This window comes from Vibrio sp. AK197 (genome assembly GCF_053903115.1).
The window spans coordinates 1,211,810-1,232,443 of sequence record NZ_CP096429.1 but is presented as its reverse complement, the minus strand read 5'-3'; the positions used below and the strand labels follow the sequence as shown (position 1 = coordinate 1,232,443).

The window sequence follows — 20,634 nt, the reverse complement described above, 5'->3', positions numbered from 1 at the left end:
ATATGAAAACAAAAGTGGCAATTATCGCATGTTGCGCTGGATTATTCGGGTGCAGTGCCAAGGGGCCTATGCACGATTATGTCTATACGCCCAAAGATATCCATCAAGATTTCGAGATGGCTCTGGCTCTACTCGCATACGACAGTTACGATGACCCACTTGTTGATATCGAATATGTTAAGGAACAATCGCTTCTAAAAATAACATCGCATGCAGGCCCAGACATGAGATTTGTATGGGGAGTGGGGCGAGAGAGAATTTATAAAAAGTTTTGTTATGGTGATGATAAGTTTTTTAGTGGTCTTCGTGACTATGGAGTCGGTATCGAGGTTAGGTTAGTCGATGACAGTAAGATAGAAGTTTTGGGGCCATTTAACGTAGATGCTTGTCTTCAAGAATAATCAGTGACTCGGCAGAATTCTTCATAGAGCTCCAACCTACGTCAGCATTAAACGCAATGCTTGTTAGTACTGCGTTTTATTTGGTATGGAGTATTGAATATAATTAATATTATTACTTAGAAAATCAGAACGCTTGGCTTAAGCTAGGATTCATCATAAAAAATCAAGGGAATGGATTATGTCTAAATACCAATTTTTTTGTAAGCCAAACGACCAGCGCAACGACTTTACCTATTTACATATGGAAGACGAGCAATTTGTCGAACAAAAAGCGCAGTTATTAGCTTGGGGCTTTGAGGTTGAAGGGGATGTGATTCATGCCTCTCACCCCAATGAGGCGATAGACAAATTTGAGTCTGATTTTATCTATCCGAGTGAAGAGTATAGCAACGCTCAACCCGCTGTCGGGCTTTATCATTTTGTCATGGAAACGTATAAGCAATTGGTCTCTCGTTTTCACAGAGGATAAATCGCCACTTCTCTAAGTTGGTTTAAATGGAGGTGACCGCGTGCAAGGATTTCGAATTAGTACAGACCGTAACGAGTTGGACTTCGACGTTATTTACCAATTCATATCTCAAAGTTATTGGGCGAAAGGCATACCTAAATCCACGATGCAAAAAGCACTCGATCATTCACTGTGTTTTGGGGTATTTAATGCGGAGCAGCAACAAGTTGGCTTTGCTCGTTTAATTACTGACTATGCCACCTTTGCTTACCTTTCAGATGTGTTTATTGTTGAGCAATATCGAGGGTGTGGTCTGAGTAAATTTCTGATAGAAACAGTGGTTTCTCACCCTGATGTTCAAGGTTTAAGGCGTATGATGCTCGCGACCAGTGATGCGCATGGCCTGTATGCGCAATATGGATTTAAGCCAATAGAACAAGCTCAAACTTTTATGCAGGTTTGGCAACCAAACATTTATCAATGAAGTGATGTCGTAACATAAAAAAGCCAGCGATGAACGCTGGCTTTTTCGCGATTACTGAGCTTGCTTAACGCGAATTTTGCTCTTGGCAAAATTGCTTAAGTGTAACGCAGTCATGGCTTCTTTTGCTTGCTCAGGCTCCGGCATTTCAACAAAGGCAAACCCTTTGGATTGTCCGGTCTCTTGATCTAAGACCAATGTGCACTCTTTTACATCGCCATAAGCCGAAAAGAGTACTCGAATATCTTGCTCTGTTGACGTGCGGGCAAGGTTGCGAACTAGCAGTTTCATGATTGTCCAATTACAAATGAGTGACGAGGTTATTGTCTCAATAAATCGGGACTTAACCAAGCCTTTGTTTGGGATAAAATGAGTAAAGTAAACATGGTGGTACTTTGCATTATTATAAGTAAAAATCCACGATAATTCATTGAAAAACAATAACTGTCATATCACTGTCGCCTTGGTGACGTACAGGCTAAGACACAATTATCGTAAGTTGGTGCTAACATCAGCTCAAAGGAAATATCATTATGGTATGGTAAGAAAGGCAAATCGAAAAGCGGTTGGGGCGTAAGCTGTAAACATGTGTTAAAACTACCTGCTTCTGTCTTTCGTTTTTAGGGAAATATCAAAAGATGCCGTCATCCCAAGCCATTCATATTATTACCCAGCGATTAAGCATGCGCCAAATTACTCAAGATGATTGGCCACTGTTTTATGAGCTTCATACTGACCCAGCGGTGATTGACCTGTGTTTTGATGCTCCTGACAAGGCGAGTTTGTTTGAGAAATTTAAAGCGCGCTTAGCGCCTTGGTCGAGTCACCATCAGCAATGGCTGAGCTTAGTCATTACCGAGCGAAAAACGGGCGAGGTACTTGGAATTACAGGTTTTTGCTTGAAAGAGGGCGTGGCAGAAGTTGGTTATTTACTCCGAGCAAGCGCACATGGTCAAGGTATGGGGACTGAGTCCTTGCAAGCGGTCATTGATTGGGCGAAGTCAGATTTCGGGGTTAAGCAATTTAAAGCGGTTGTTACTGAGGGCAATATTGCCTCTGAGCGTGTGTTAGAAAAGTGCGGCTTCACTTTATTGCAAACCATCGCTGATGCCTACCAAATTGGCGATACCTTATACGCAGATCGTCTTTACCAAATGGGGTGATTATTAAAACACGAGTGAGTGAGTTTTTGGTTCACTCATTTTGCTGGTTGCGATAAATTACTGAAAGCCACTAAGCAAATGGGTGCTTTACGGATGGGAAAAGGAGTTTCCATATGACGATAGATATTTGGTTTTATTATGTTCTCGCGGTGTTAATTCTAACCGCTTCGCCAGGGCCAAGCTCCCTTTTGTGTATGACCAAAGGGGTAACTTTTAACTGGAAAGTGGGAGCTTACACGGCACTGGGGAGTTTAACCGCGATTACCGCGATCATGACGCTGTCGTTCACTGGGCTTGGCGTTGTTGTTGCATCATCAGAATGGATTTTTAATTTGGTGAAATGGATTGGCGCAGCGTATTTGGTCTATCTTGGGATTAAATCGTTCATGTCTAAACAGCAGGACTATCAACAGGCCAATATGCTTGATGCGCCCACCGGCGGTTTTAGTCATCATTATCTCAGTGGTTTTATTGTTGGCGCCAGCAATCCTAAAGCGATTCTATTTTTTACCGCATTATTTCCTCAATTTATCGACCCTAATGCCAACTTGCTGACTCAATACTGTATTTTTGCCAGTACATTTATGTGTCTTGAGCTTTCATGGCTATTGTTTTATGCCTATCTCGGTGCTAAATCGTCAAGCTGGATTTTCGCTTCTGGTCGAGCTAAGTTTTTTAACTGCCTGACGGGTGGAGTTTTCATTGGCGCGGGCGCCATTCTATCCACCACAACGCGAACTTAAAGAGGGCTTGGCTCTGTCTCATCACCACTCTTTGAATGAGATTCTCCTTCGTGACATACAGCCCGAAGATACCGAGCTGTTTTATCGTTTACTCAGTCACCCGCAGGTGATGACTTTCAGCGAAGGTATGCTTAGCCGTGAACAAATTGATGCTTGGCTGTCGCGCTTTTCGGATGACATTAATGCGCACCTCTGGGTTATAGAGCTGAAGGCGTCCACGCAAGTTATTGTGGCTATTGCAGCTTAAAGCAATCTCCTTACTTATCGGGCTATGAAGTCGGTTATCGACTATTGCCTGAGTTTTGGGGAAAAGGGATGGCATATCAAGCATTGCGCCAAGTCATGGATTTTGCGTTTGTAACTCTTAAACTAAGTCACGTCTTTGCGCAGATTGATCCGAATAATCTGCGCTCTATTCAGCTCGCCAAACGTCTTGGCATGGGTTTCGAGGGTGAAATAAAACCACCAGGTTATGATTACGCCGATCACGTTTGGATTATGACCTCAACCCCGGCTGATGATGGTCAAATGAAGTGACAAGGAGAGAATGTGGAAAACCGATGCGGGCAGTGTCGCCAGTTTACGCGCACCGCTAATCATCAGAAAGATCTTTGCGGCGCTTGGGAGCAACCGACATTGGCGACTCGAGCCGCGTGTTGCTTTTTTATGCCGAAAACACCACGAAGAACGGTGAGTTCTAATGCACGTTCATCTCGCTCAGAGTCTTGATTGAGTGCGGTTTAGCGCGTCATTCGATGGCGTTTGTCAATTTAGGTGTATATGAGCGAACCAAATCACTCATCACAACGTACAACACTCATTGATGTGTTTATTCGCTAATTGAGTGAGATGTAATGAATATTTTTGTCCTTGACCAAGATATTGAAAAATGTGCCCAATACCACTGCGATCAGCATGTGGTCAAAATGATCCTAGAGAGTGTGCAATTACTTTGTACGGCGCTGAACAAGAAAGGATTCGTGACTCCTTATAAATCGACCCATCTAAAGCATCCATGTGTCCTGTGGGTGGAAGAGTCTTACGATAACTTTTTGTGGTTATATCGTTTGACTCTGGCGTTGAATCAAGAATACCGTTATCGCTACAACAAGCAGCAGGATCATAAATCGATTGCGGTTCTGGCGCAAATTGCGGATTACCGTTATCCGAGTAAAGGACTGACGCCATTTGCTCAAGCCATGCCCGATGAGTTCAAAGTGGAAGGGGATCCGATAGCCGCTTATCGACAGTTTTACCTTGGTGACAAAGCCCGCTTTGCGAAATGGACACGGCGCGCCCAACCTGATTGGTTTTCTCGACCGACCGTATCGTCGACACTTGCTACTCAGTGAACCTGTGATCACAGCTTTGCGCTTAGGTTGGTGATCAAGTTTGGCACATTACCCCGCAAGCGTTCACACTTACTGGTGTTGAAAGCGAGTGCGAGGAAGCAAACATGAGTTCACAAGCGCATGGTGTGACGATAGAGCTATCAGAAGTCGCGGAGCACTACTTTATCGTGATTAAAGCCACAGGCAAACTGACACACCAAGATTATTTGGCTTTGGCTCCAGCGTTGGATGCCGCCATTGTCAAGGTCAATCAGCCTCGTGTTAACGTGTTATTTGATGCCAGTGAGTTTGAGGGCTGGGAAATTCGTGCGGCTTGGGACGACGTTAAATTTGCTTTCACCCATGGTTCGGATTTTGACAAAATTGCCCTCTATGGCCCTCACGATTGGCAAAGTTTCGCCGCGAAACTCGGTGATTGGTTTATTGGCGGTCAAGTTCGTTCATTTAAAGAATATAATCAAGCAATTAGCTGGTTAATTGACCACGGTTAACCCGATCTCACTTTTAATAAACCGTAAGATTGTCGTGGTTCAAGTCTTCTCATGTTCTCGTAAACCTCGTTAACTTAGTTGGATGGTTGTTATGGGCGTCATTTAGCGTCTGGTACACGATAAAAATTCAATTAAGGAACACATGGAATGTCAATTGAGCAGACTGACAAAGTGGATATGATTCACGAGCAACAGCAGAAAATTTTTTTGGTGATCTCTGATGATATGGAGTGGGATAAGCAAAATAAGAAGCTGCTGAAACTTCAAGATAAACTCAATGCCTACATGCGGTTTATTGAGTCTGGCGAACTGGATAAACAATGCCCGGCTGCGCTGCATAAAACCATTGAGATTCGACTTATCTGTAAGTATGAACCGACTCAAGATGGTCACAAATTTCTCGGAGTGGCCTCTCAAATCATCCGCAACTCGGGTTGTGAGCTTAGTATCGAGTTTCCGCGAGGCGAAGCGAAAAGCGCTTGATGCTCACCTTTAGTGACACTGTCACTCATAAGGCTCTGACGTGGTGTGATGGTGCTTGCCTCCTAGCCTAAGATCGTGTCATTCTCTGACTTAGATGGAAATCAGGTACTTGAAGTCATTTAAGTACGCTAAGAAGGGAATGAACGATGAATTTCAGTTTGACGGTAATCAGTCAATTCATGATCGCTTTAGGGGTGGTGATGTTTTTGCTTGGGTATTACTTAGGTAAGCGTAAAACCGAAAACCCGTTGACCACGGCATTAATTGCAGGTGCGTCGGCGATGGTTCCTCCTGTTGCTTTGATCATATTAATCACGCTAGTGATGAAAAAAGACATTACCTCAGCGTAATGCGCTCATTGGTTTTAGTTTAAATTGTTGTAGGGAGAACCGCCATGGAGATGGGGCTTGTTGGAATATTTATCACGGTCGCTATTGCCCACTTTTTGGCTCTTTTGAGCCCAGGCCCTGATTTTGTTTTAGTCGTGAAAAGTGCCGTTCGTAATCATCGCCGCCGAGCTCTTGGGGTAGCGCTCGGCATCGCTAGCGCTAATGCTGCCTACATTGCCCTTTGCTTGGTTGGTGTGGGTGGTATTTTGGCGAGTTCAGTTCCTGTGATGATTGGCTTGAAAATTATCGGTGGATTGTTCCTAACTTATCTTGCATTTCAGGCGTTAAAGGCCAAACGCAGCGATTACCAAGTGGTGGATATTGAAACGACAACAAGCCAAGTCGTGCACTCTTTTGGCAAAGAGTTTGTCACTGGCTTTATGTCTGGGATTCTTAACCCTAAAAATTTACTGTTTTACCTCAGCCTTTTCACGGTTGTGTTAACCAAAGATGTAGGGCTTTCATTTAAGTTACTGCTTGGCGTGTGGATGACTCTAGTGGTGTTTCTGTGGGACGCTGCAATTATCTATTTGTTATCACGCGAGAAAGTACGTCGTCGTTTTACGCAATTTTCTTATTACATTGATAAAGCAACAGGGGCCATTCTTGGCTTAATTGGATTGACCATCGTCAAATCCGCGCTCACTCGCTAGGCAAATGATGCTATGAAACGAATTTTAATTACGGGTGCCAATCGAGGTTTTGGTTTGGCGCTGGCACAGCTTGCTTATCAGCAAGGACATTTACTCTATTTAGTGGTGAGAAGTGACAGTGCGTGCGACATCCTTAGCCAGCAATTTCCTGACGCAAGGGTTTTAATCTGCGATATTACCGACGATGGCTATCCTCAGCAGTTAGAGGCTTGGCTTGGTGAAGAGGTTTTGGATGTTGTGATCAATAACGCAGGCTCAGGCACCAAAGCCCCGACGCTAGTGGATACCGAAAGTGCCTATTTACGCAAAGAATTTGAAACCAACTGCATTGGCCCTTTTGCGACGGTCAAGGGCGCGCTGAAAGCGATGACGTGCGCCACTCGTCCGTTGTTGATTAACATCAGTTCACGTCGCGGCTCACTCACGTTGCAGTCTCAATTAGCAGCGAAAGGCAGTGGCTGCTCGTATTCATACCGAATCAGCAAAGCGGCGCAAAATATGCTGACGTTATGTCTAGCGGATGATTTAGAAGAGTTCGGTATTCGATGTGTCGCGCTGCATCCTGGGCGGATGGTGACCAGCATGGCAGCGTCAGATGCGCACATGACGCCACAGCAAAGTGCTGCTCATTTACTTGAACTGATAGAACACGACCAATTACAGCATCGTGACTTTGTTAGTTTAGAGCAGGGGAGTCTCCCTTGGTAAAGGCAAACACTGGCTCAGGTTTTAGAGCATGATTTTTTCTCTTCACTATTAACGAAGACGATGTTCAGACCGCATGACATTCAATGTAAGGGTAGGGTAACGCTACGCTTATTTGTGACTTCTTTAAGCCAAATTTAAACGATTAAAGAAGGGAATGTTGTCTGTCGCTGGAGAAAATAATAGTGAGCTGGTATCTCGAAGTATTAAAGAAATACGCGGTATTTAATGGCCGCGCTAGGCGCAAAGAGCTGTGGATGTTTGTGCTGTTCAACATCTTGTTTTCCATTGTGGTTCAGGTGGTTGACTTGATGCTGGGTAGTTTCTTTTTAACCGTGCTGTATATGTTGGTGTTATTTATTCCAACCCTTGCGGTGCAAATACGCCGACTGCATGATATTGGCCGCAGTGGATGGTGGATTTTGATTCCGCTCCTCCCGATCATTGGCAGCCTGATTCTGCTTTACTTTTTCGTCAAAGACGGTGGCGAAGACGCTAACTGTTATGGCGAAAGTCCAAAGTTGATAAACGCTTAAGTCCCTTCACCAACATGCGATGTGACCATGGCATGTTGGTCTATTTGAATCGATATTTTTAACCCGTTATCACCCCGTAGTGAATCAATACTGACTTGAGAATGACGTACGCCACGCGCTTTGAGCTAAACTTTATGTGTATATCAACCATAACTTAGCGAGTGATGTCATGAAGTTACTGTTCATTCTTTCTACTAGCGTGTTGCTATTGAGTGGATGTCAATTAACCCGTGTTGAGGGCACCGTTGATGACGTTGAAGTCAAAGCAACCACCAATGGTGATGATGGACACAACGGGAAGTTTTGTCCGCCAGGGCAAGCGAAAAAAGGCAATTGCTAACCAAGAGCAGGTTATAAGGCGGTGTGGAAAAGCAAAGCCTTAAACATTTTAATCGATAGGAGAAGTATGAAACAGACGATACTCTGGCTTGCCATTTTTTGTGCGGTATTGGTTTGGTCAGCGATAGACCCTTATGATCGCTTTACGTGGTTTCTTGAAGTTGTCCCAGCGTTGATTGGCGTGTTCATCCTTGCGATAACTTATTCACGTTTTCCGTTGACACCACTGCTGTACAGTTTGATTTTGCTGCATTGCATTATTCTGATGGTCGGTGGTCATTATACCTATGCCAAAGTTCCGTTGTTCGATGATATTAAGCAGTGGTTTGATTTAGCGCGTAATAACTACGATAAACTCGGCCACTTTGCTCAAGGGTTTGTCCCTGCGATCATTGTGCGTGAAATCGTCATTCGCCGAGACATTATTCGAGGCCGAGGCTGGCAGCATGTATTTAGTGTTGCGTTTTGCTTGGCATTTAGCGCGTTTTATGAACTGGTTGAATGGTGGGTGGCGGTAGCAACCGGTGATAATGCACAAGCGTTTTTAGGGACTCAAGGTTATGTGTGGGACACGCAATCGGATATGGCCTATGCATTGGTTGGTGCGATGGTGAGCGTGATGGTACTTAGCCGCTGGCATGATAAACAAATTAATAAAATCTCATCAACTTACGCGTGAAAATTGGTTATGATGTCTGCCGCCCTGACGTGCTACGTTGGGGCGGTTTTTTGTGCCGCCGCTGCGGTATCGCCGACTTCTTTGTTTAGATAGCTGAAAATTATGTCTCTCGCTTGGTTCTCCTCAATTCCGGTTGGAATTCGATATATTGTGATGTCTGCACTTGGTTTCTCATTGATGACCGCATTCGTCAAGTTAGTTAGTGTTTACAACATGCCACTGATGGAAATTGTCGCTGCGCGTTCGTTGGTCTCTTTTGTGATCAGTTTTCTTGATGTTAAACGCAAACGGATTTCCATTTGGGGTCATCATAAGCCCCTACTGCTAGCGCGTGGCACCATGGGGTCGATTGCACTCATCTGTGTTTACTACTCGGTTTCCACTCTACCGCTCGCGGAAGCCACTATTTTGCAGTACCTACATCCGGTATTTACCGCTCTATTGGCGCTCATTTTCCTTAAAGAGCGAATTCAATCTTCCACTGTGGTGTGTATTGCTTTGTGTTTGCTCGGGCTCGTGATCATGGTAAGCCCCGGGCTTTTCGATACCACACATGGCCAGTTGCCGCTGCTGAGTGTCGGCGCTGCGATGACAGGCGCGTTTTGTAGTGCAGTGGCTTATGTGATTGTTAAACGTCTGAGTAGCAGTGAAGACAGCTCAGTGATTATCTTCTATTTTCCCCTATTGGCCTTGCCGCTATCGCTGATATTACTGGGTGATGATTTCGTTATGCCGAGCTTTGATGCTTTTGTGATGCTGATGTTTATCGGTGTCTTTACTCAGATTGGACAAATTGGTCTAACGAAAGCGATGCGTAGTGAAGTCGCAAATAAAGTCGCTGCATTTTCTTACATTCAAGTGGTGTTTTCGATCCTATTTGGGTTAGTGTTGTTTGGAGAGTTACCCGCAATTTGGACTTGGATAGGCGGTTCGTTAATTGTAGCAGGGGCGCTGATCAATATTCTTGGTAGCTTGAAGCCTAAAGCGATAAACGTTGAGCCTTCAAGCTAAACACAACAAGCGAAAGGAGTGACAACATGGCGTTAAGTGCAGTGTATAACATGCCGATGTGGGGCATGGTGTGTCTGGTGATTTTGGTGATCGCTCAGTGGTTGGTGGCGACTGTCGTCAAAGCCTCTCAACCTGGCGCTATTCCCGGTAAAATTGATGAAAACCTCAGCCACGACTCTTTCGTGTTTAGAGCGCATCGCACCTATATGAATACGCTAGAAAACTTACCCGCAATGCTCCTTGCCGCTTTTATTGCTTTTTTGATTGGGGCGAATCCGTTGTGGTTGGGTGGGCTGATTTGGCTGTATGTCGCCGCCAGAGTCGTTCACATGGCGCTGTATTACGCGATAGCCACAGAGCGTAACCCGAGCCCTCGAAGCTACTTTTTTATGCTGGGTTTTCTCGCCAATCTCGGCTTAGTGGTCTTGTGTGTGACGACGCTGCTTGAGCGTTAAGCGCTTTAGCAAAATCAATCACCCCACAAAGGAGAATCATGATGGCGATATTTAAGCGCATAAAAAGTTTGATGATGGTTGGCAGTTTGTGCGTGCTTTTGGTGACGAATGTTATGACGGTAGCCAATGCTAAAGTGTATGATTTTATGCATAATTTGCTGTCATTGATTCCCACTCAGCGTGTGTTGGCAAACAGTAAATCGACTCAGCTTCGCGCCATTCATGCCGAGAACCGGCGTTTAAAAAAGCGAGTGGGGAATTACGAGCATAAGGCAAAACTGCGAAAAGTGAAATTGGCAAAGGCACATGGTTTATCGCGTAAAATCTCTAAGCGCGTAGCGCGTAATGTGGCTATGAACGTCACCTCCATTGCGGGCGAGTCATTGCCTTACCTTGGAATTGGTGTGATTCTGTCGGTTACTGCGGCGGATGTTTACGCAGGCTGCCAAACCATCAAAGACACCAATGAGCTTTTGACACTCCTAGGTGAAAGCCCAGACTCACAGCAACAAGATAGCGTATGTGGCATGCAAGTCCCCAGTTTATCTGAGGTCTCGCAAGCGGCACTCGACTACAGCGCTGAGGCGCAGCATGCGTTTAGTGATTGGCTTAATCAGCCGAGCGACTAAGTTTAAAGTCAGAAACGATTGAATATGAACCATCAATATTTTATGCGCCAAGCTTTGGCGATTTCCCAGCGTGCTTTGCCCGAGTGTCAGCCTAATCCTCCGGTCGGCTGCGTGTTAGTCAAAGGGGAGACGATCGTTGCCCAAGGTTATACTCAGGCGATAGGCCATGATCACGCTGAGGTTCAGGCGTTGAAGGCGTACCAAGGCGATCTTCATGGGGTGACTGCTTACGTTACGCTTGAGCCTTGCTCATTTGTTGGACGAACGCCAGCCTGCGCAATGACACTGGCGCATTCCGGTATTCGACATGTGGTCGTGGCCATGCTTGATCCTGATCCTCGAAATAATGGACGTGGGATTGAGCTTCTACGACAAGCGGGTATTGAAGTTGAGGTCGGCATTTTGGCACATGAAGTGATGCCGTTTTTAAGCAATTATTTAGGTAAGTCGTAGTGTTTGCCTATTAGAATAAGGATATGTAATGAGCACAGCACTTTTGGTTATTGATGTACAAAGCGCCCTCTTTGAGCTTGAGCCTGCACCTTATGAGGGGCAGGAGGTCGTAGAGCGAATCAACCGTTTGTCCCAGTGGGCACATCAACAAGGGCACTGTGTTATTTTTATCCAACACGAGGATGCGCAGATGGGCTATCAGACTTCAGCATGGGCGCTTCAACATCAACTCATATTAGACAGCCGTGATCATTACGTGCGTAAAACCACGCCAGATTCTTTTTTAGGCACGAATCTTAGTGAAATCTTAGCAGAGCGTGACGTCAAACATCTGATCATCAGTGGCTATGCCAGTGAGTTCTGTGTTGACACTACGGTGCGCCGCGCCGCTGCATTAGGTTATACGGTGGATTTGGCCGCCAACGCCCACACTACGCACGATAAACCCCATGCCAGTGGTGGGCAGATTCGTCAACACCACAATGCCACCTTATCCAATATTGGCAGCTTTGGGGTAAAAATTCGGGCGCTGGATTGCGAAGCAATCATCGCAGGCTAAGATGAATGCTTACGCTGTTAATCCCATTTATCATCGTTGAAACAATCAATAGTAAAGTCGCGGCTTATCGCGGCGTCTTAATGGAATCGCTTCATGGAAAAAATCGTCGTGCTGGTGGATGTGCAAAATGTGTATTACACCACCAGGCAAGCATTTAAACGCAATTTTGATTACAACCAATTTTGGGCGTTGGCCACTGGTGGTCGGGAAGTGGTTAAAGCTTTCGCGTATGCCATTGATCGTGGCGACCAAAAACAATATGAATTTCAAAACATTCTTCGAGCCATTGGCTTTGAAGTAAAACTCAAGCCATTCATTCAACGTGCGGATGGCTCAGCCAAAGGTGATTGGGATGTCGGGATTGCGATTGATGCAATGGATTATGCTCGTCAGGCGGAGACGGTGATTTTAGTCTCCGGTGATGGCGATTTCGATATTCTTGCTCAAAGGTTATGCCTCCAAGGCAACAAGGTCGAAGTATACGGGGTGGAATCGTTAACTGCTCGCTCTTTGATGAATGAAGCCACACGGTTTATTCCGATTGATGGAGATTTGCTGCTTTAATCAGCGTTATCAATTTCTTGCTTAATGCTAGGCCGGTGCACAGTTAGGGACCAAGTATGAATATGACCGAATTTTCGCGGCGCACAGGCGTATCGGCGCATACGCTGCGTTATTACGAAAAAATAGGGCTATTGAGACAGGTGCCCAGAGCCCCTAGCGGACACCGTGTATTCGGCGAGAAAGAGTTGGTGTGGATAACGTTTATCTTACGCCTAAAGGAAACGGGAATGCCGCTTGAAGGTATCTTGCAATATGCTGATCTCCGCGCCGAAGGGGAAAGCACTTGCTCTCAAAGGCAAGCGCTGTTGGAAGCGCATCGTGATCAATTAATTGAACATATTAAAACCCAGCAAGCGCATCTACAGGCCCTCGAAGAGAAAATTTATTTGTATCAAAGCCAAAAAGTTCGTTGACTTAGAGTTCACTCTAACTTGTAGGCTGTCATTCTCAACACTAAAGGAGAATGAATATGACACAATCAAGATACCAACGGGGTCTCGCTCAACTCGACCGAATTGACGGGAAAGCGGGCCAGCAGGTGATTGAAAGCCTCGCGGATATTTGTCCCGACCTGGGTAAATACACCATAGAGTTTCCATTCGGTGATATCTATAGCCGTCCGGGGCTTGATCTCAAATCCAGAGAGCTTGCTACGGTCGCTGCTTTAACGGCGCTGGGTCACTGTCAGCCTCAGCTCAAGGTTCACCTCCATGCAGCGTTAAACGTTGGGTGTGAGGTTGAGGAATTGAAAGAAGTGATTTTGCAGATGGCGGTTTACGCAGGCTTCCCTTGCGCACTTAATGCCATGTTTGCGCTTAAAGAAGTGCTCGACACGCCCTTGCAAGAGGAGGAAGCAGCAAAGAGCGAATTATCGCTCTAGTGAAAACGGCTTCGAAATTACGCTGACTTTCACGTATCATCTTGGCAAATTTTACAACATTAAGGTCGCGCAGATGAAGATAGAGGTAACGGAAGTCGATGACTCCTCAGTCAGCTGTTCGAATTGCCAAGCGTGTTGCTGCCGTTTAGAAGTGATGTTAATCACGGATACGGGCGTGCCTGAAGAGCATATTGCGATTGATGCTTGGGGCGGCGAAACGATGCGCCGCCTCAGTGATGGCTGGTGCTCGGCCATGGATCGCCAAACTTATTTATGCACGATTTACGAACAGCGCCCTTGGATCTGCCGTGAATTTGAAATGGGGTCTGATGACTGCGTGACCGAGCGCAATAAATGGCTGCCAGCCAAGCAATAAATCCATTCCAGAGCCATAACCAAGGAGAATCGATGATTCACTTTCCCGCCATGATCAAACTCGAAGGTGATCATGAACTTCTCTATATTGCTTCACATGACGTACTGGCTGCGTCTGTTGTGGACGGCTTAATTATTGGTGATGACGATTGGCTTATTGACGCGATAGGCCAAGGGTTTCGCTTACAGAGGCTGGAACACAATAGCCTTGGAAACCCCGAGCACATGTATACACTTGATAAGGTCACACAATTGATTCGTGAACATGAGTTTCATCGCCAGCAAGTATGTCTGACGAAAATCATATTTACCGATGTCTCTTCGGCCATCGAGTCGTTAGTTTTCTCTCAAGCGTGAGTTGAGTGTGAGATAGAAGTGTGTGAGTTTGCTAAAGTATCTCGCCCACTAAATCCCAAGAACTTTAGTACCAAGAACTTGCTTGGTTCATAGATAAGGTAACAGACCAGTGAAACTGACTAACGACCAAGCGTATTTCGATCAGTGCTTTGATAAGCAAGCATGGCAAGATATTGAGTTGTACGGTGTTGAGTTTGAAGAGTGTGACTTTAATGATTGTGACTTTTCCAATGCGCGACTGAAAAACTGTAAGTTCGTTAATTGCCAATTTCAGCGTTGCAACTTGAGTTTAATCAAATTGCCGCAGACACGCTTATTTGATGTGACGTTTGTTGACTGCAAAATGGTCGGGATTGACTGGACTCACGCACACTGGCCGAGTTTTAACCTCGATCATGAACTGCGGTTTAAGCGCTGCATTCTCAATGACAGCTCTTGGTTCGGGCTGACACTCAATGAATTGCATCTTGAAGCGTGCAAATTACACGATGCCGACTTTCGCGAAGCGGACCTCGCTCGTGCTTCCTTAACCGAGTGTGATTTTCAGCATGCGCTGTTTATGAGAACCAATCTTCACAGTGCCGATTTTACGGATGCCACCCACTTTCAAATTGATGTGTTGGAAAACGTCATTGCCCAAGCCAAATTTTCCCGTTACGAGGCGCTGGCCCTGCTGGATAGCTTAGGAATAGAGTTGGTGGATTGACGGACGTTAATCGTTTGCTCACGCCTCAGCGTCACTTTGTCAGAAAAGCCTCGCGACCACTGTCTGAGTGGTGTCAATTCTGATTTAATCCTGCTTTGTCGCACTTTCGCAGCTCGTTTGCGCGGTGAGTTTCGACTATGTTTAGCGCATTATTGATAACCATATAGGATTCTGTAATGCGCTGGCGTAATTCAAAGCAAAGTTACAACGTTGAAGATCGACGCGGCCAAGAGCCGATGCAAGCAGGCATGGGAGGAATGGGGCTACTGCGGATACTGCCTTTTCTTCTCAGAACCAAAATCGGACGCATTATTTTAATTGCGGGCGCTGCGTTTTATGCCTTTCAGTATTTTACTGGCGGCAATATGCTGCAAAACGGTATGCCCAATACCTCTTCGCAAGCGGTCGGCGAAGCGGGGGCTGAAGGGCAGAATGATGAGAACCGACAATTCGTTGCGGCTATTTTAGGGACAACGGAAACCGTTTGGCAGCAAAAGCTTGGTGGCTACCAAGAACCGACGTTGGTGTTATACAATCGCATGACGCAAACCGGATGTGGCGTTGGTCAAGCGCAGACAGGGCCGTTCTATTGTCCTGCCGATCAAAAGATTTACTTAGATCTGAGCTTTATGAATGAACTCAAGAAATTGGGTGCGCCAGGGGATTTTGCATTTGCTTACGTGATTGCTCATGAAGTCGGCCACCACGTACAAAAACTTCAGGGTACCAGTGACCAAGTTCACCAGTTACAGCAGCAAAGTTCACAGACGGATGCCAATAAGCTAAGCGTGATGTTAGAGCTACAAGCCGATTGCTACGCGGGCATTTGGGGGCATGAAGTGAACCAACAGATGGACATGCTTGAACCGGGTGATATTGATGAAGGCATTCAAGCAGCCAACGCCGTGGGTGATGATCGCTTGCAGCAAATGGCAGGCCAAGCTGTTCATCCTGATGCCTTTACTCACGGTTCGTCAGAGCAAAGAATCGCTTGGTTTAAACGCGGTTTTGAAAGTGGTGATATGAGCCAATGTGACACCTTTTCACAACTTCGTTAAGCCTTTTTATGATGCCGCGCGATGATCCCTCTTGGAATCGTCGCGCGGCATTGTTGTTTCTGCGCAGAGAAATAAAATAAAGCTCAAATGAATGGGCGGTAAAAGGAACCATATCGTATTGGCGACTTCTAAACTAACAGTGTAAATTGCCGCTAGTCATCAAAAATAAGTGAGGTAAGGGTGTCAAAAGCCAAAAGGGGCGTTCGTGCCGTCGCGATGTTAGAAGCATCGAAAGGCGTGCTGTCGTTAATGGTTGCTATTGCACTGCATAATTTGGTTGGTGAAGACGTACAATGGATGTTACGGAGTGTTATTGCGCAGCTACATCTCAATCCAACGGGTTACGTCGCGCATTTGCTGATTGAAGAGTCGCAACATTTAACCGCGAGCCAATTAAAACTCGTCGAATTTGGCGCATTCGCCTATACCGCTATTCGATTTATTGAAGCGTTCGGTTTATGGCACGGGATGGTGTGGACCGAGTGGTTCGCTTTTCTTAGTGGGGCTATCTATATTCCGTTTGAACTTTATGAAATGGCCACTAATTTCAATTGGTTGACGACCGTCATTTTTGTTATCAACGTCATTGTCGTTTGGTATATGTATACGGTGCTGCAAAGTCAGCGTTCAGAACGGGCGAAAAACGCGCAAATAAGAGAGGAATAACAGCTAGGTTCTAAGGGCAAAAAGTTGATGTCAAAAAGACTGATCTCATAATTTAGTCACTGGCCAAATTATGAGATAAGCAGTCTGTGCATGGCTAAGCGTCAAATACCACTTGCTGATTTTCATCGGTGTAAAGATGAGCAATCTGCTGCTTGATAAGATGCGCCGCATAAGCGGGCGTAACGGCGTAAACGTCGCCTTTTGAACGAATAACGGGTGCGTCCCAAAGATTATCTCGGTAGGTACCTGCTTGATCGAGTTGAATTAGTACTTTCATCGTCACCTCTGATTGTCGTGTTGATAAACGATGAATTAACAATAAAGGTTAGATTGACGTTGCGCATCTGTTAAAACTGCAACGTTAGTTTGCTATTTTGAGTGATGAGTGTCACATTTATTCCGTTCTTAGTGGCTTGTTAAGTGGTAAGTTATTGATTTTTATCTTTGTTTAAATATTAACCAATCCCAAGAAACGTGACATCATTTCCCCGTCTGACACGTGACAGCGGCGGCGCTGCCGCGATTTATTTCACTTCTGATTATCTGAAATCAATCTTTATTTCATTTTTTGTCGTGATCGGCCGGTTTGGTGCTGCGGGTTTTTGGTTTTATGTTTGGCGAATAGAGTACGAAATACAGTGCTCGAACTTTGCTGTGCAATGTGGTTATTATAAGCCATTCGCTGGCTATGTAGCCGGTTACCCAAGGAGGGAACATGAATATTCGGCCCGTTCTTAAGTCAGATGCTGCGCGCATCGCAGAAATCTACAATCACTACATCACACACACGACAGTTTCATTTGAAGAAAACCCAGTGACGAGTTTGGATATGCAGCAGCGTATCGATAAAGTGCTGAGTGTCGATTTACCATGGCTGGTTATTGAAGAAGAGGGCATCGTCCAAGGCTATGCGTATGCCGCTCAGTGGAAAGAGCGCAGCGCTTATCGTTTCTCTGTTGAGCCTTCAGTGTATCTCGCCAAAGAAGCCATGGGACTGGGAATGGGTAAACGACTTTATCAGCATTTACTGGATACGCTTCAGCAACTTGGCATTGAACAAGTTCTGGGTGTTATCGCACTCCCAAACCCAGCAAGTGTTGGCTTACATGAATCCTTTGGTTTTCATAAAGTGGGTGAAATGGCGCGAATCGGTTACAAATTTGACCAATGGATCTCGGTTGGCTTCTGGCAGTTATCGCTAGGATTACACGCTAATCAGGCGTAAAATTTCACACTCACAGCCAATTTCAGATTCGACAACCTTCCCACCTTTTACCTTCACCGTTTAATCAATGAAGTTGTCGCTTATGGAAGTAAACAGTAAAGTCGCACTGCGTCCAGCGCGCGAAAATGAGTTACAAAGCTTATACCAGTTGATCACCGCTGATCCACACTGGACGGATTTCAATGGTCCCTACTTTCCTTACCAAACGCCGAGTATCGAAGAGTTTGGATTTGACTTGTTTGCCAGGCTAAGGGAAGGCGAGAGCGCTCAGCTTATTACCTATGAAGGTCAACCGGTTGGTACTGCCAGCTATTATTGGGAATGTGAAGCCACGCGTTGGCTGGAAATGGGGGTCATTATTTATGATTCAACGTTCTGGCATCGAGGGATTGCGCCTCGTGCTTTAACTCAGTGGATAACCTATCTTTTTGACCATCTTGATATCGCCAGAGTCGGTTTAACCACCTGGTCTGGGAATCACCGGATGATGGGGTGCGCCGAAAAACTAGGAATGCGCCAAGAAGCGCGGCTGCGTAAAGTGCGGTTCTACAATCAGAAGTATTATGATTCCGTAAAATATGGCATCTTAAAAGAAGAATGGTTCAGTACCGCGAATCAGTGGCTCGAACCGCTTTCAAGTTAACGACCTCCCTTAAGGAAAGAGAAAAGGATCTTCGATGTCACAATATTTCGCGACGGTGCGCTGGCAGCGCCAAGAACAGGAAGTTTTTGCCGATAATCAATACAGCCGAGGTCATGAGTGGGAATTTGATGGTGGGGTGATTGTCCCGGCGTCGTCATCGCCGCATGTGGTGCCATTACCTCTGTCCGTCGAGGCAAATGTTGACCCTGAAGAAGCCTTTATTGCTGCCCTATCAAGTTGTCATATGCTGGTGTTTTTAGGAATCGCGGCGAAGCGTCGTTATGTGGTCGACTCTTATGTCGATACGGCAGAAGGGGTGCTTGAAACGCGTGCCAGTGACGGCAAAACAGCCGTCACTGAAGTGGTGTTAAAGCCTAAAGTGGTATTTTCTGGCGAGCAACCGAGCACAGAGCAACTGGAAAAATTGCATCACCTAGCGCACGAGCACTGCTTTATTGCCAACTCGGTATTGACCAAGGTGACCACTGAGATTGTCGATTAAACCCAGTTATTGCAAAGGATGTGACCAATGGCCATTGAAAGCTCTCTGCAAGATATTGCTCAGTTATTGGCAATTGTTGAGCGAAAATATCAGTTCGATCAACAGCACAAATGGGGAGGAGCCCATCGTTATCTCGACGATATAAAAAAGGAAGTCGACGAAGTTGAAGAGGAACTGCCGAGAGAGCGCTGGTGCTTTTTGGAAGATGAGTTGGCGGACATACTTTGGAACTATCTCAATGCCATGAATGCATTGCAGCATCAAAATAAAATCACCATCGAATCAGTGTTTGCTCGCGCTTATCGAAAATATGAGCAGCGTGTTTCCGCGATTGAAGGGGATGAAAGCTGGCAGGCTGTGAAACAGCGGCAAAAGCAACAGCTTCAGCAAGAGTTTGAGAAACAACCGACTGTCGTTGCGTCTCAGATTAGAGATTAACCGCCGCTTTTATTGCTTATTTTCCTCGAAGCAATATCACATTTGAGTGAAAACTTTGGATTTTTTTTGGGACATTTCGACATTTCCCATTAGTGATGATTCATCTTTTGTTGTAATTGACGCCATATTGGCATTGGTAATTAACGAGGTGAGGCAATGATGAATCACGAATATTCCGTTGTTTGTACAGAGTGTCAACATGAGCAACATATCGACAGTCAAACCATGATGAAGTTGGATCAAGGAGGCTCAATTCGTTGTGCTAACTGCTTAACGTCGCTCAGTATTCGAAAGCCCAACAAGAAGAACCTGAAATCGATGGTGGTGTCTGCGATTGCCTTTATCGGTGTGACTGCCGGGTTACTTGTCGGGTTGCTCAATCTACTGGTGGGTAGCCAAATTTCATTATGGTTCGTCGTCATGCCAGTTATTGCCGTGTTGGCATTGGTGGCCTTTACCATGAAAGGCAACCGTTGGATTGCGCACAGAAATATCAATCAATACTCCTGACAACAGAACAGACCACTTAATCACATAACCTAAGCTGTCGCCTTTTAGCTTTAGCGCATGCCGTTGGAGGGCATCGCTGATATTACATAAAGAAAACAAATGGTTGTTTAGGTGGTTGTTGTGAAAACATGGATACTTATAGGCGTATTAAGCGCTCTTCTGACCGGTTGTTCGTGTGGGCCCGCTTTTGTCCAAGGCGAAATGGAAGAAGAGTATGAAGTCAAAACTATTGGCCAAGTCGAAGATAACTCCCCAGTAGTGTATGGTGCACATAGCGTTTACTTCACTAAAGTGAATAGACAGAAGCTATCAGGCATCAAATACTTAAGATTAGGGTTAAGTGGATTCCCCAACGCAATAAGATTGCCTGAAGGTGAGCAAACGCTATATCTTTGGCGTGATGGAAACCCTGACTTTAATTTGTTCCTATCAAAAATTCAGCTCGTGAATGATCACAAATACCTAGTGGATTACATTACTAAGCCAGAGGGAAATTTTGTGCGCATTTTTTACTGGGTTGAAGATCTTAATGATGGCTCGGTTGTGTATGGAAAACGTGTCACACCGACGATGATGACCAACACGCATACACAATAAATAAGACATCACGTAGAGAGTGCTTCATCACAGCGCGTTTTTGTGTAGTGGACAGCGATCGGTTGTCAGCCATAATTGAAAAATGTTATGCGTACGCTTCTATTCTCTTAATCATAAACAAAATAGTTCAAAGGTTAGTCAGT

The 20,634-nt window shown here is 45.4% G+C and carries 38 protein-coding genes; 36 read left to right on the top strand and 2 right to left on the bottom strand.

The features are described 5' to 3' along the window. The first annotated feature begins 2 nt into the window (after positions 1-2). The 3 genes from M1D72_RS05600 (at position 3) to M1D72_RS05590 (ending at position 1,333) form a co-directional block, all read left to right on the top strand. Positions 3-401 carry a hypothetical protein gene (locus tag M1D72_RS05600; RefSeq protein ID WP_456294844.1) on the top strand — a complete coding sequence of 133 codons (399 nt, stop codon included), beginning with the start codon at positions 3-5 and terminating at the stop codon, positions 399-401. A 178-nt stretch (positions 402-579) separates the two neighbouring features. Next, a complete protein-coding gene (locus tag M1D72_RS05595; RefSeq protein ID WP_456294843.1) occupies positions 580-870 on the top strand; it encodes a hypothetical protein in 291 nt (96 codons plus the stop codon). Between the two features lie 40 nt (positions 871-910). Continuing rightward, complete coding sequence (locus tag M1D72_RS05590) at positions 911-1,333, top strand: GNAT family N-acetyltransferase (protein ID WP_390197521.1); 423 nt, start codon at positions 911-913, stop codon at positions 1,331-1,333. Positions 1,334-1,384: 51 nt separating this feature from the next. Here M1D72_RS05590 and M1D72_RS05585 read toward each other — a convergent pair whose 3' ends face one another. After that, the gene (locus tag M1D72_RS05585) at positions 1,385-1,621 is read right to left on the bottom strand and encodes an RNA recognition motif domain-containing protein (protein ID WP_456294842.1); all 237 of its coding nucleotides are present in this window, start codon (positions 1,619-1,621) and stop codon (positions 1,385-1,387) included. Between the two features lie 347 nt (positions 1,622-1,968). Between M1D72_RS05585 and M1D72_RS05580 the strand changes: the two genes are divergently transcribed. The 27 genes from M1D72_RS05580 (at position 1,969) to M1D72_RS05450 (ending at position 16,576) form a co-directional block, all read left to right on the top strand. Beyond that, positions 1,969-2,493 (top strand): GNAT family N-acetyltransferase, encoded by a 525-nt coding sequence (locus M1D72_RS05580; protein WP_456294841.1) that lies wholly within the window; start codon positions 1,969-1,971, stop codon positions 2,491-2,493. 113 nt (positions 2,494-2,606) lie between these two features. Further along, a complete protein-coding gene (locus tag M1D72_RS05575) occupies positions 2,607-3,236 on the top strand; it encodes a LysE family translocator (RefSeq protein ID WP_456294840.1) in 630 nt (209 codons plus the stop codon). A 7-nt stretch (positions 3,237-3,243) separates the two neighbouring features. Further along, positions 3,244-3,483: a GNAT family N-acetyltransferase gene (locus M1D72_RS05570; RefSeq protein WP_456294839.1), complete on the top strand. Its 240-nt coding sequence runs from the start codon at positions 3,244-3,246 to the stop codon at positions 3,481-3,483. After that, positions 3,429-3,773 (top strand): GNAT family N-acetyltransferase, encoded by a 345-nt coding sequence (locus M1D72_RS05565; protein WP_456295609.1) that lies wholly within the window; start codon positions 3,429-3,431, stop codon positions 3,771-3,773. Before M1D72_RS05570 ends, M1D72_RS05565 begins: the two co-directional genes overlap by 55 nt. 12 nt (positions 3,774-3,785) lie before the next feature. Then, on the top strand, positions 3,786-3,965 hold the full coding sequence (locus tag M1D72_RS05560; RefSeq protein WP_456294838.1) for a hypothetical protein: 180 nt from the start codon (positions 3,786-3,788) through the stop codon (positions 3,963-3,965). 125 nt (positions 3,966-4,090) lie between these two features. Then, positions 4,091-4,588 (top strand): pyrimidine dimer DNA glycosylase/endonuclease V, encoded by a 498-nt coding sequence (locus M1D72_RS05555; RefSeq protein WP_456294837.1) that lies wholly within the window; start codon positions 4,091-4,093, stop codon positions 4,586-4,588. A gap of 104 nt (positions 4,589-4,692) precedes the next feature. Further along, on the top strand, positions 4,693-5,079 hold the full coding sequence (locus M1D72_RS05550) for an STAS/SEC14 domain-containing protein (protein ID WP_456294836.1): 387 nt from the start codon (positions 4,693-4,695) through the stop codon (positions 5,077-5,079). Between the two features lie 147 nt (positions 5,080-5,226). Then, complete coding sequence (locus tag M1D72_RS05545; RefSeq protein ID WP_456294835.1) at positions 5,227-5,562, top strand: DUF6572 domain-containing protein; 336 nt, start codon at positions 5,227-5,229, stop codon at positions 5,560-5,562. Between the two features lie 146 nt (positions 5,563-5,708). Further along, entirely contained in the window at positions 5,709-5,912 is a 204-nt protein-coding gene (locus M1D72_RS05540) for a hypothetical protein (protein ID WP_456294834.1), read from the top strand. A 44-nt stretch (positions 5,913-5,956) separates the two neighbouring features. Next, on the top strand, positions 5,957-6,604 hold the full coding sequence (locus tag M1D72_RS05535) for a LysE family translocator (protein ID WP_456294833.1): 648 nt from the start codon (positions 5,957-5,959) through the stop codon (positions 6,602-6,604). Positions 6,605-6,616: 12 nt separating this feature from the next. Beyond that, a complete protein-coding gene (locus M1D72_RS05530) occupies positions 6,617-7,312 on the top strand; it encodes an SDR family oxidoreductase (protein ID WP_456294832.1) in 696 nt (231 codons plus the stop codon). Positions 7,313-7,494: 182 nt separating this feature from the next. Beyond that, on the top strand, positions 7,495-7,845 hold the full coding sequence (locus M1D72_RS05525; RefSeq protein WP_456294831.1) for a DUF805 domain-containing protein: 351 nt from the start codon (positions 7,495-7,497) through the stop codon (positions 7,843-7,845). Between the two features lie 169 nt (positions 7,846-8,014). Continuing rightward, positions 8,015-8,185, top strand: a complete 171-nt coding sequence (locus M1D72_RS05520; protein ID WP_456294830.1) for a hypothetical protein — start codon at positions 8,015-8,017, stop codon at positions 8,183-8,185. Between the two features lie 66 nt (positions 8,186-8,251). Beyond that, positions 8,252-8,863: a DUF2238 domain-containing protein gene (locus tag M1D72_RS05515; RefSeq protein ID WP_456294829.1), complete on the top strand. Its 612-nt coding sequence runs from the start codon at positions 8,252-8,254 to the stop codon at positions 8,861-8,863. 102 nt (positions 8,864-8,965) lie between these two features. Next, entirely contained in the window at positions 8,966-9,874 is a 909-nt protein-coding gene (locus M1D72_RS05510) for a DMT family transporter (protein WP_390197557.1), read from the top strand. A 26-nt stretch (positions 9,875-9,900) separates the two neighbouring features. Further along, positions 9,901-10,329, top strand: a complete 429-nt coding sequence (locus M1D72_RS05505) for an MAPEG family protein (protein ID WP_456294828.1) — start codon at positions 9,901-9,903, stop codon at positions 10,327-10,329. 38 nt (positions 10,330-10,367) lie between these two features. Further along, entirely contained in the window at positions 10,368-10,958 is a 591-nt protein-coding gene (locus M1D72_RS05500; protein ID WP_456294827.1) for a hypothetical protein, read from the top strand. A gap of 24 nt (positions 10,959-10,982) precedes the next feature. Beyond that, positions 10,983-11,411, top strand: coding sequence for a bifunctional diaminohydroxyphosphoribosylaminopyrimidine deaminase/5-amino-6-(5-phosphoribosylamino)uracil reductase RibD (locus tag M1D72_RS05495; RefSeq protein ID WP_390197566.1), 429 nt, complete (start codon positions 10,983-10,985; stop codon positions 11,409-11,411). A 28-nt stretch (positions 11,412-11,439) separates the two neighbouring features. Further along, complete coding sequence (locus M1D72_RS05490) at positions 11,440-11,970, top strand: isochorismatase family protein (RefSeq protein WP_456294826.1); 531 nt, start codon at positions 11,440-11,442, stop codon at positions 11,968-11,970. Positions 11,971-12,063: 93 nt separating this feature from the next. Next, positions 12,064-12,534, top strand: a complete 471-nt coding sequence (locus M1D72_RS05485; RefSeq protein WP_390197572.1) for a LabA-like NYN domain-containing protein — start codon at positions 12,064-12,066, stop codon at positions 12,532-12,534. A gap of 56 nt (positions 12,535-12,590) precedes the next feature. Then, positions 12,591-12,947 carry a MerR family transcriptional regulator gene (locus M1D72_RS05480; RefSeq protein ID WP_456294825.1) on the top strand — a complete coding sequence of 119 codons (357 nt, stop codon included), beginning with the start codon at positions 12,591-12,593 and terminating at the stop codon, positions 12,945-12,947. 56 nt (positions 12,948-13,003) lie between these two features. After that, a complete protein-coding gene (locus M1D72_RS05475; RefSeq protein ID WP_456294824.1) occupies positions 13,004-13,414 on the top strand; it encodes a carboxymuconolactone decarboxylase family protein in 411 nt (136 codons plus the stop codon). Between the two features lie 73 nt (positions 13,415-13,487). Further along, the gene (locus tag M1D72_RS05470; RefSeq protein ID WP_390197585.1) at positions 13,488-13,790 is read left to right on the top strand and encodes a YkgJ family cysteine cluster protein; all 303 of its coding nucleotides are present in this window, start codon (positions 13,488-13,490) and stop codon (positions 13,788-13,790) included. A 32-nt stretch (positions 13,791-13,822) separates the two neighbouring features. Further along, positions 13,823-14,146 (top strand): DUF4144 family protein, encoded by a 324-nt coding sequence (locus M1D72_RS05465; protein WP_456294823.1) that lies wholly within the window; start codon positions 13,823-13,825, stop codon positions 14,144-14,146. Between the two features lie 115 nt (positions 14,147-14,261). Beyond that, a complete protein-coding gene (locus M1D72_RS05460; protein ID WP_390197672.1) occupies positions 14,262-14,852 on the top strand; it encodes a pentapeptide repeat-containing protein in 591 nt (196 codons plus the stop codon). Between the two features lie 176 nt (positions 14,853-15,028). Beyond that, positions 15,029-15,910 (top strand): KPN_02809 family neutral zinc metallopeptidase, encoded by an 882-nt coding sequence (gene ypfJ / locus M1D72_RS05455; RefSeq protein WP_456294822.1) that lies wholly within the window; start codon positions 15,029-15,031, stop codon positions 15,908-15,910. A 180-nt stretch (positions 15,911-16,090) separates the two neighbouring features. Continuing rightward, positions 16,091-16,576, top strand: a complete 486-nt coding sequence (locus M1D72_RS05450) for a DUF2127 domain-containing protein (RefSeq protein WP_456294821.1) — start codon at positions 16,091-16,093, stop codon at positions 16,574-16,576. Between the two features lie 94 nt (positions 16,577-16,670). On the opposite strand, the gene M1D72_RS05445 is transcribed toward M1D72_RS05450, so the two are convergent. Further along, a complete protein-coding gene (locus M1D72_RS05445) occupies positions 16,671-16,853 on the bottom strand; it encodes a hypothetical protein (RefSeq protein ID WP_390197597.1) in 183 nt (60 codons plus the stop codon). Positions 16,854-17,291: 438 nt separating this feature from the next. Here M1D72_RS05445 and M1D72_RS05440 point away from each other — a divergent pair, with 438 nt between their 5' ends. The 6 genes from M1D72_RS05440 to M1D72_RS05415 all read left to right on the top strand — a co-directional run bounded on the left by M1D72_RS05440 (position 17,292) and on the right by M1D72_RS05415 (position 20,491). After that, positions 17,292-17,801 carry an arsinothricin resistance N-acetyltransferase ArsN1 family B gene (locus M1D72_RS05440; RefSeq protein WP_390197599.1) on the top strand — a complete coding sequence of 170 codons (510 nt, stop codon included), beginning with the start codon at positions 17,292-17,294 and terminating at the stop codon, positions 17,799-17,801. 82 nt (positions 17,802-17,883) lie between these two features. Next, positions 17,884-18,444: a GNAT family N-acetyltransferase gene (locus M1D72_RS05435; protein WP_456294820.1), complete on the top strand. Its 561-nt coding sequence runs from the start codon at positions 17,884-17,886 to the stop codon at positions 18,442-18,444. 34 nt (positions 18,445-18,478) lie between these two features. Continuing rightward, positions 18,479-18,946: an OsmC family protein gene (locus tag M1D72_RS05430; RefSeq protein ID WP_456294819.1), complete on the top strand. Its 468-nt coding sequence runs from the start codon at positions 18,479-18,481 to the stop codon at positions 18,944-18,946. Positions 18,947-18,991: 45 nt separating this feature from the next. Further along, on the top strand, positions 18,992-19,384 hold the full coding sequence (locus M1D72_RS05425) for a MazG nucleotide pyrophosphohydrolase domain-containing protein (protein WP_390197675.1): 393 nt from the start codon (positions 18,992-18,994) through the stop codon (positions 19,382-19,384). Positions 19,385-19,540: 156 nt separating this feature from the next. Continuing rightward, positions 19,541-19,894 (top strand): hypothetical protein, encoded by a 354-nt coding sequence (locus M1D72_RS05420; protein WP_390197607.1) that lies wholly within the window; start codon positions 19,541-19,543, stop codon positions 19,892-19,894. A 120-nt stretch (positions 19,895-20,014) separates the two neighbouring features. Further along, positions 20,015-20,491 carry a hypothetical protein gene (locus tag M1D72_RS05415; protein WP_390197610.1) on the top strand — a complete coding sequence of 159 codons (477 nt, stop codon included), beginning with the start codon at positions 20,015-20,017 and terminating at the stop codon, positions 20,489-20,491. Positions 20,492-20,634: the final 143 nt, after the last annotated feature.

Bases quoted from the DNA above. Each gene is read 5' to 3' on its own strand.
- M1D72_RS05485 (WP_390197572.1), top strand. From the start codon at position 12,064: ATGGAAAAAATCGTCGTGCTGGTGGATGTGCAAAATGTGTATTACACC.
- M1D72_RS05430 (WP_456294819.1), top strand. From the start codon at position 18,479: ATGTCACAATATTTCGCGACGGTGCGCTGGCAGCGCCAAGAACAGGAA.
- M1D72_RS05510 (WP_390197557.1), top strand. From the start codon at position 8,966: ATGTCTCTCGCTTGGTTCTCCTCAATTCCGGTTGGAATTCGATATATT.
- M1D72_RS05550 (WP_456294836.1), top strand. From the start codon at position 4,693: ATGAGTTCACAAGCGCATGGTGTGACGATAGAGCTATCAGAAGTCGCG.
- M1D72_RS05535 (WP_456294833.1), top strand. From the start codon at position 5,957: ATGGAGATGGGGCTTGTTGGAATATTTATCACGGTCGCTATTGCCCAC.
- M1D72_RS05600 (WP_456294844.1), top strand. From the start codon at position 3: ATGAAAACAAAAGTGGCAATTATCGCATGTTGCGCTGGATTATTCGGG.
- M1D72_RS05585 (WP_456294842.1), bottom strand. From the start codon at position 1,621: ATGAAACTGCTAGTTCGCAACCTTGCCCGCACGTCAACAGAGCAAGAT.
- M1D72_RS05445 (WP_390197597.1), bottom strand. From the start codon at position 16,853: ATGAAAGTACTAATTCAACTCGATCAAGCAGGTACCTACCGAGATAAT.
- M1D72_RS05480 (WP_456294825.1), top strand. From the start codon at position 12,591: ATGAATATGACCGAATTTTCGCGGCGCACAGGCGTATCGGCGCATACG.
- M1D72_RS05530 (WP_456294832.1), top strand. From the start codon at position 6,617: ATGAAACGAATTTTAATTACGGGTGCCAATCGAGGTTTTGGTTTGGCG.
- ypfJ (WP_456294822.1), top strand. From the start codon at position 15,029: ATGCGCTGGCGTAATTCAAAGCAAAGTTACAACGTTGAAGATCGACGC.
- M1D72_RS05555 (WP_456294837.1), top strand. From the start codon at position 4,091: ATGAATATTTTTGTCCTTGACCAAGATATTGAAAAATGTGCCCAATAC.
- M1D72_RS05500 (WP_456294827.1), top strand. From the start codon at position 10,368: ATGATGGCGATATTTAAGCGCATAAAAAGTTTGATGATGGTTGGCAGT.
- M1D72_RS05575 (WP_456294840.1), top strand. From the start codon at position 2,607: ATGACGATAGATATTTGGTTTTATTATGTTCTCGCGGTGTTAATTCTA.
- M1D72_RS05545 (WP_456294835.1), top strand. From the start codon at position 5,227: ATGTCAATTGAGCAGACTGACAAAGTGGATATGATTCACGAGCAACAG.
- M1D72_RS05435 (WP_456294820.1), top strand. From the start codon at position 17,884: ATGGAAGTAAACAGTAAAGTCGCACTGCGTCCAGCGCGCGAAAATGAG.
- M1D72_RS05420 (WP_390197607.1), top strand. From the start codon at position 19,541: ATGATGAATCACGAATATTCCGTTGTTTGTACAGAGTGTCAACATGAG.
- M1D72_RS05515 (WP_456294829.1), top strand. From the start codon at position 8,252: ATGAAACAGACGATACTCTGGCTTGCCATTTTTTGTGCGGTATTGGTT.
- M1D72_RS05475 (WP_456294824.1), top strand. From the start codon at position 13,004: ATGACACAATCAAGATACCAACGGGGTCTCGCTCAACTCGACCGAATT.
- M1D72_RS05440 (WP_390197599.1), top strand. From the start codon at position 17,292: ATGAATATTCGGCCCGTTCTTAAGTCAGATGCTGCGCGCATCGCAGAA.
- M1D72_RS05490 (WP_456294826.1), top strand. From the start codon at position 11,440: ATGAGCACAGCACTTTTGGTTATTGATGTACAAAGCGCCCTCTTTGAG.
- M1D72_RS05580 (WP_456294841.1), top strand. From the start codon at position 1,969: ATGCCGTCATCCCAAGCCATTCATATTATTACCCAGCGATTAAGCATG.
- M1D72_RS05465 (WP_456294823.1), top strand. From the start codon at position 13,823: ATGATTCACTTTCCCGCCATGATCAAACTCGAAGGTGATCATGAACTT.
- M1D72_RS05540 (WP_456294834.1), top strand. From the start codon at position 5,709: ATGAATTTCAGTTTGACGGTAATCAGTCAATTCATGATCGCTTTAGGG.
- M1D72_RS05505 (WP_456294828.1), top strand. From the start codon at position 9,901: ATGGCGTTAAGTGCAGTGTATAACATGCCGATGTGGGGCATGGTGTGT.
- M1D72_RS05595 (WP_456294843.1), top strand. From the start codon at position 580: ATGTCTAAATACCAATTTTTTTGTAAGCCAAACGACCAGCGCAACGAC.
- M1D72_RS05495 (WP_390197566.1), top strand. From the start codon at position 10,983: ATGAACCATCAATATTTTATGCGCCAAGCTTTGGCGATTTCCCAGCGT.
- M1D72_RS05520 (WP_456294830.1), top strand. From the start codon at position 8,015: ATGAAGTTACTGTTCATTCTTTCTACTAGCGTGTTGCTATTGAGTGGA.
- M1D72_RS05470 (WP_390197585.1), top strand. From the start codon at position 13,488: ATGAAGATAGAGGTAACGGAAGTCGATGACTCCTCAGTCAGCTGTTCG.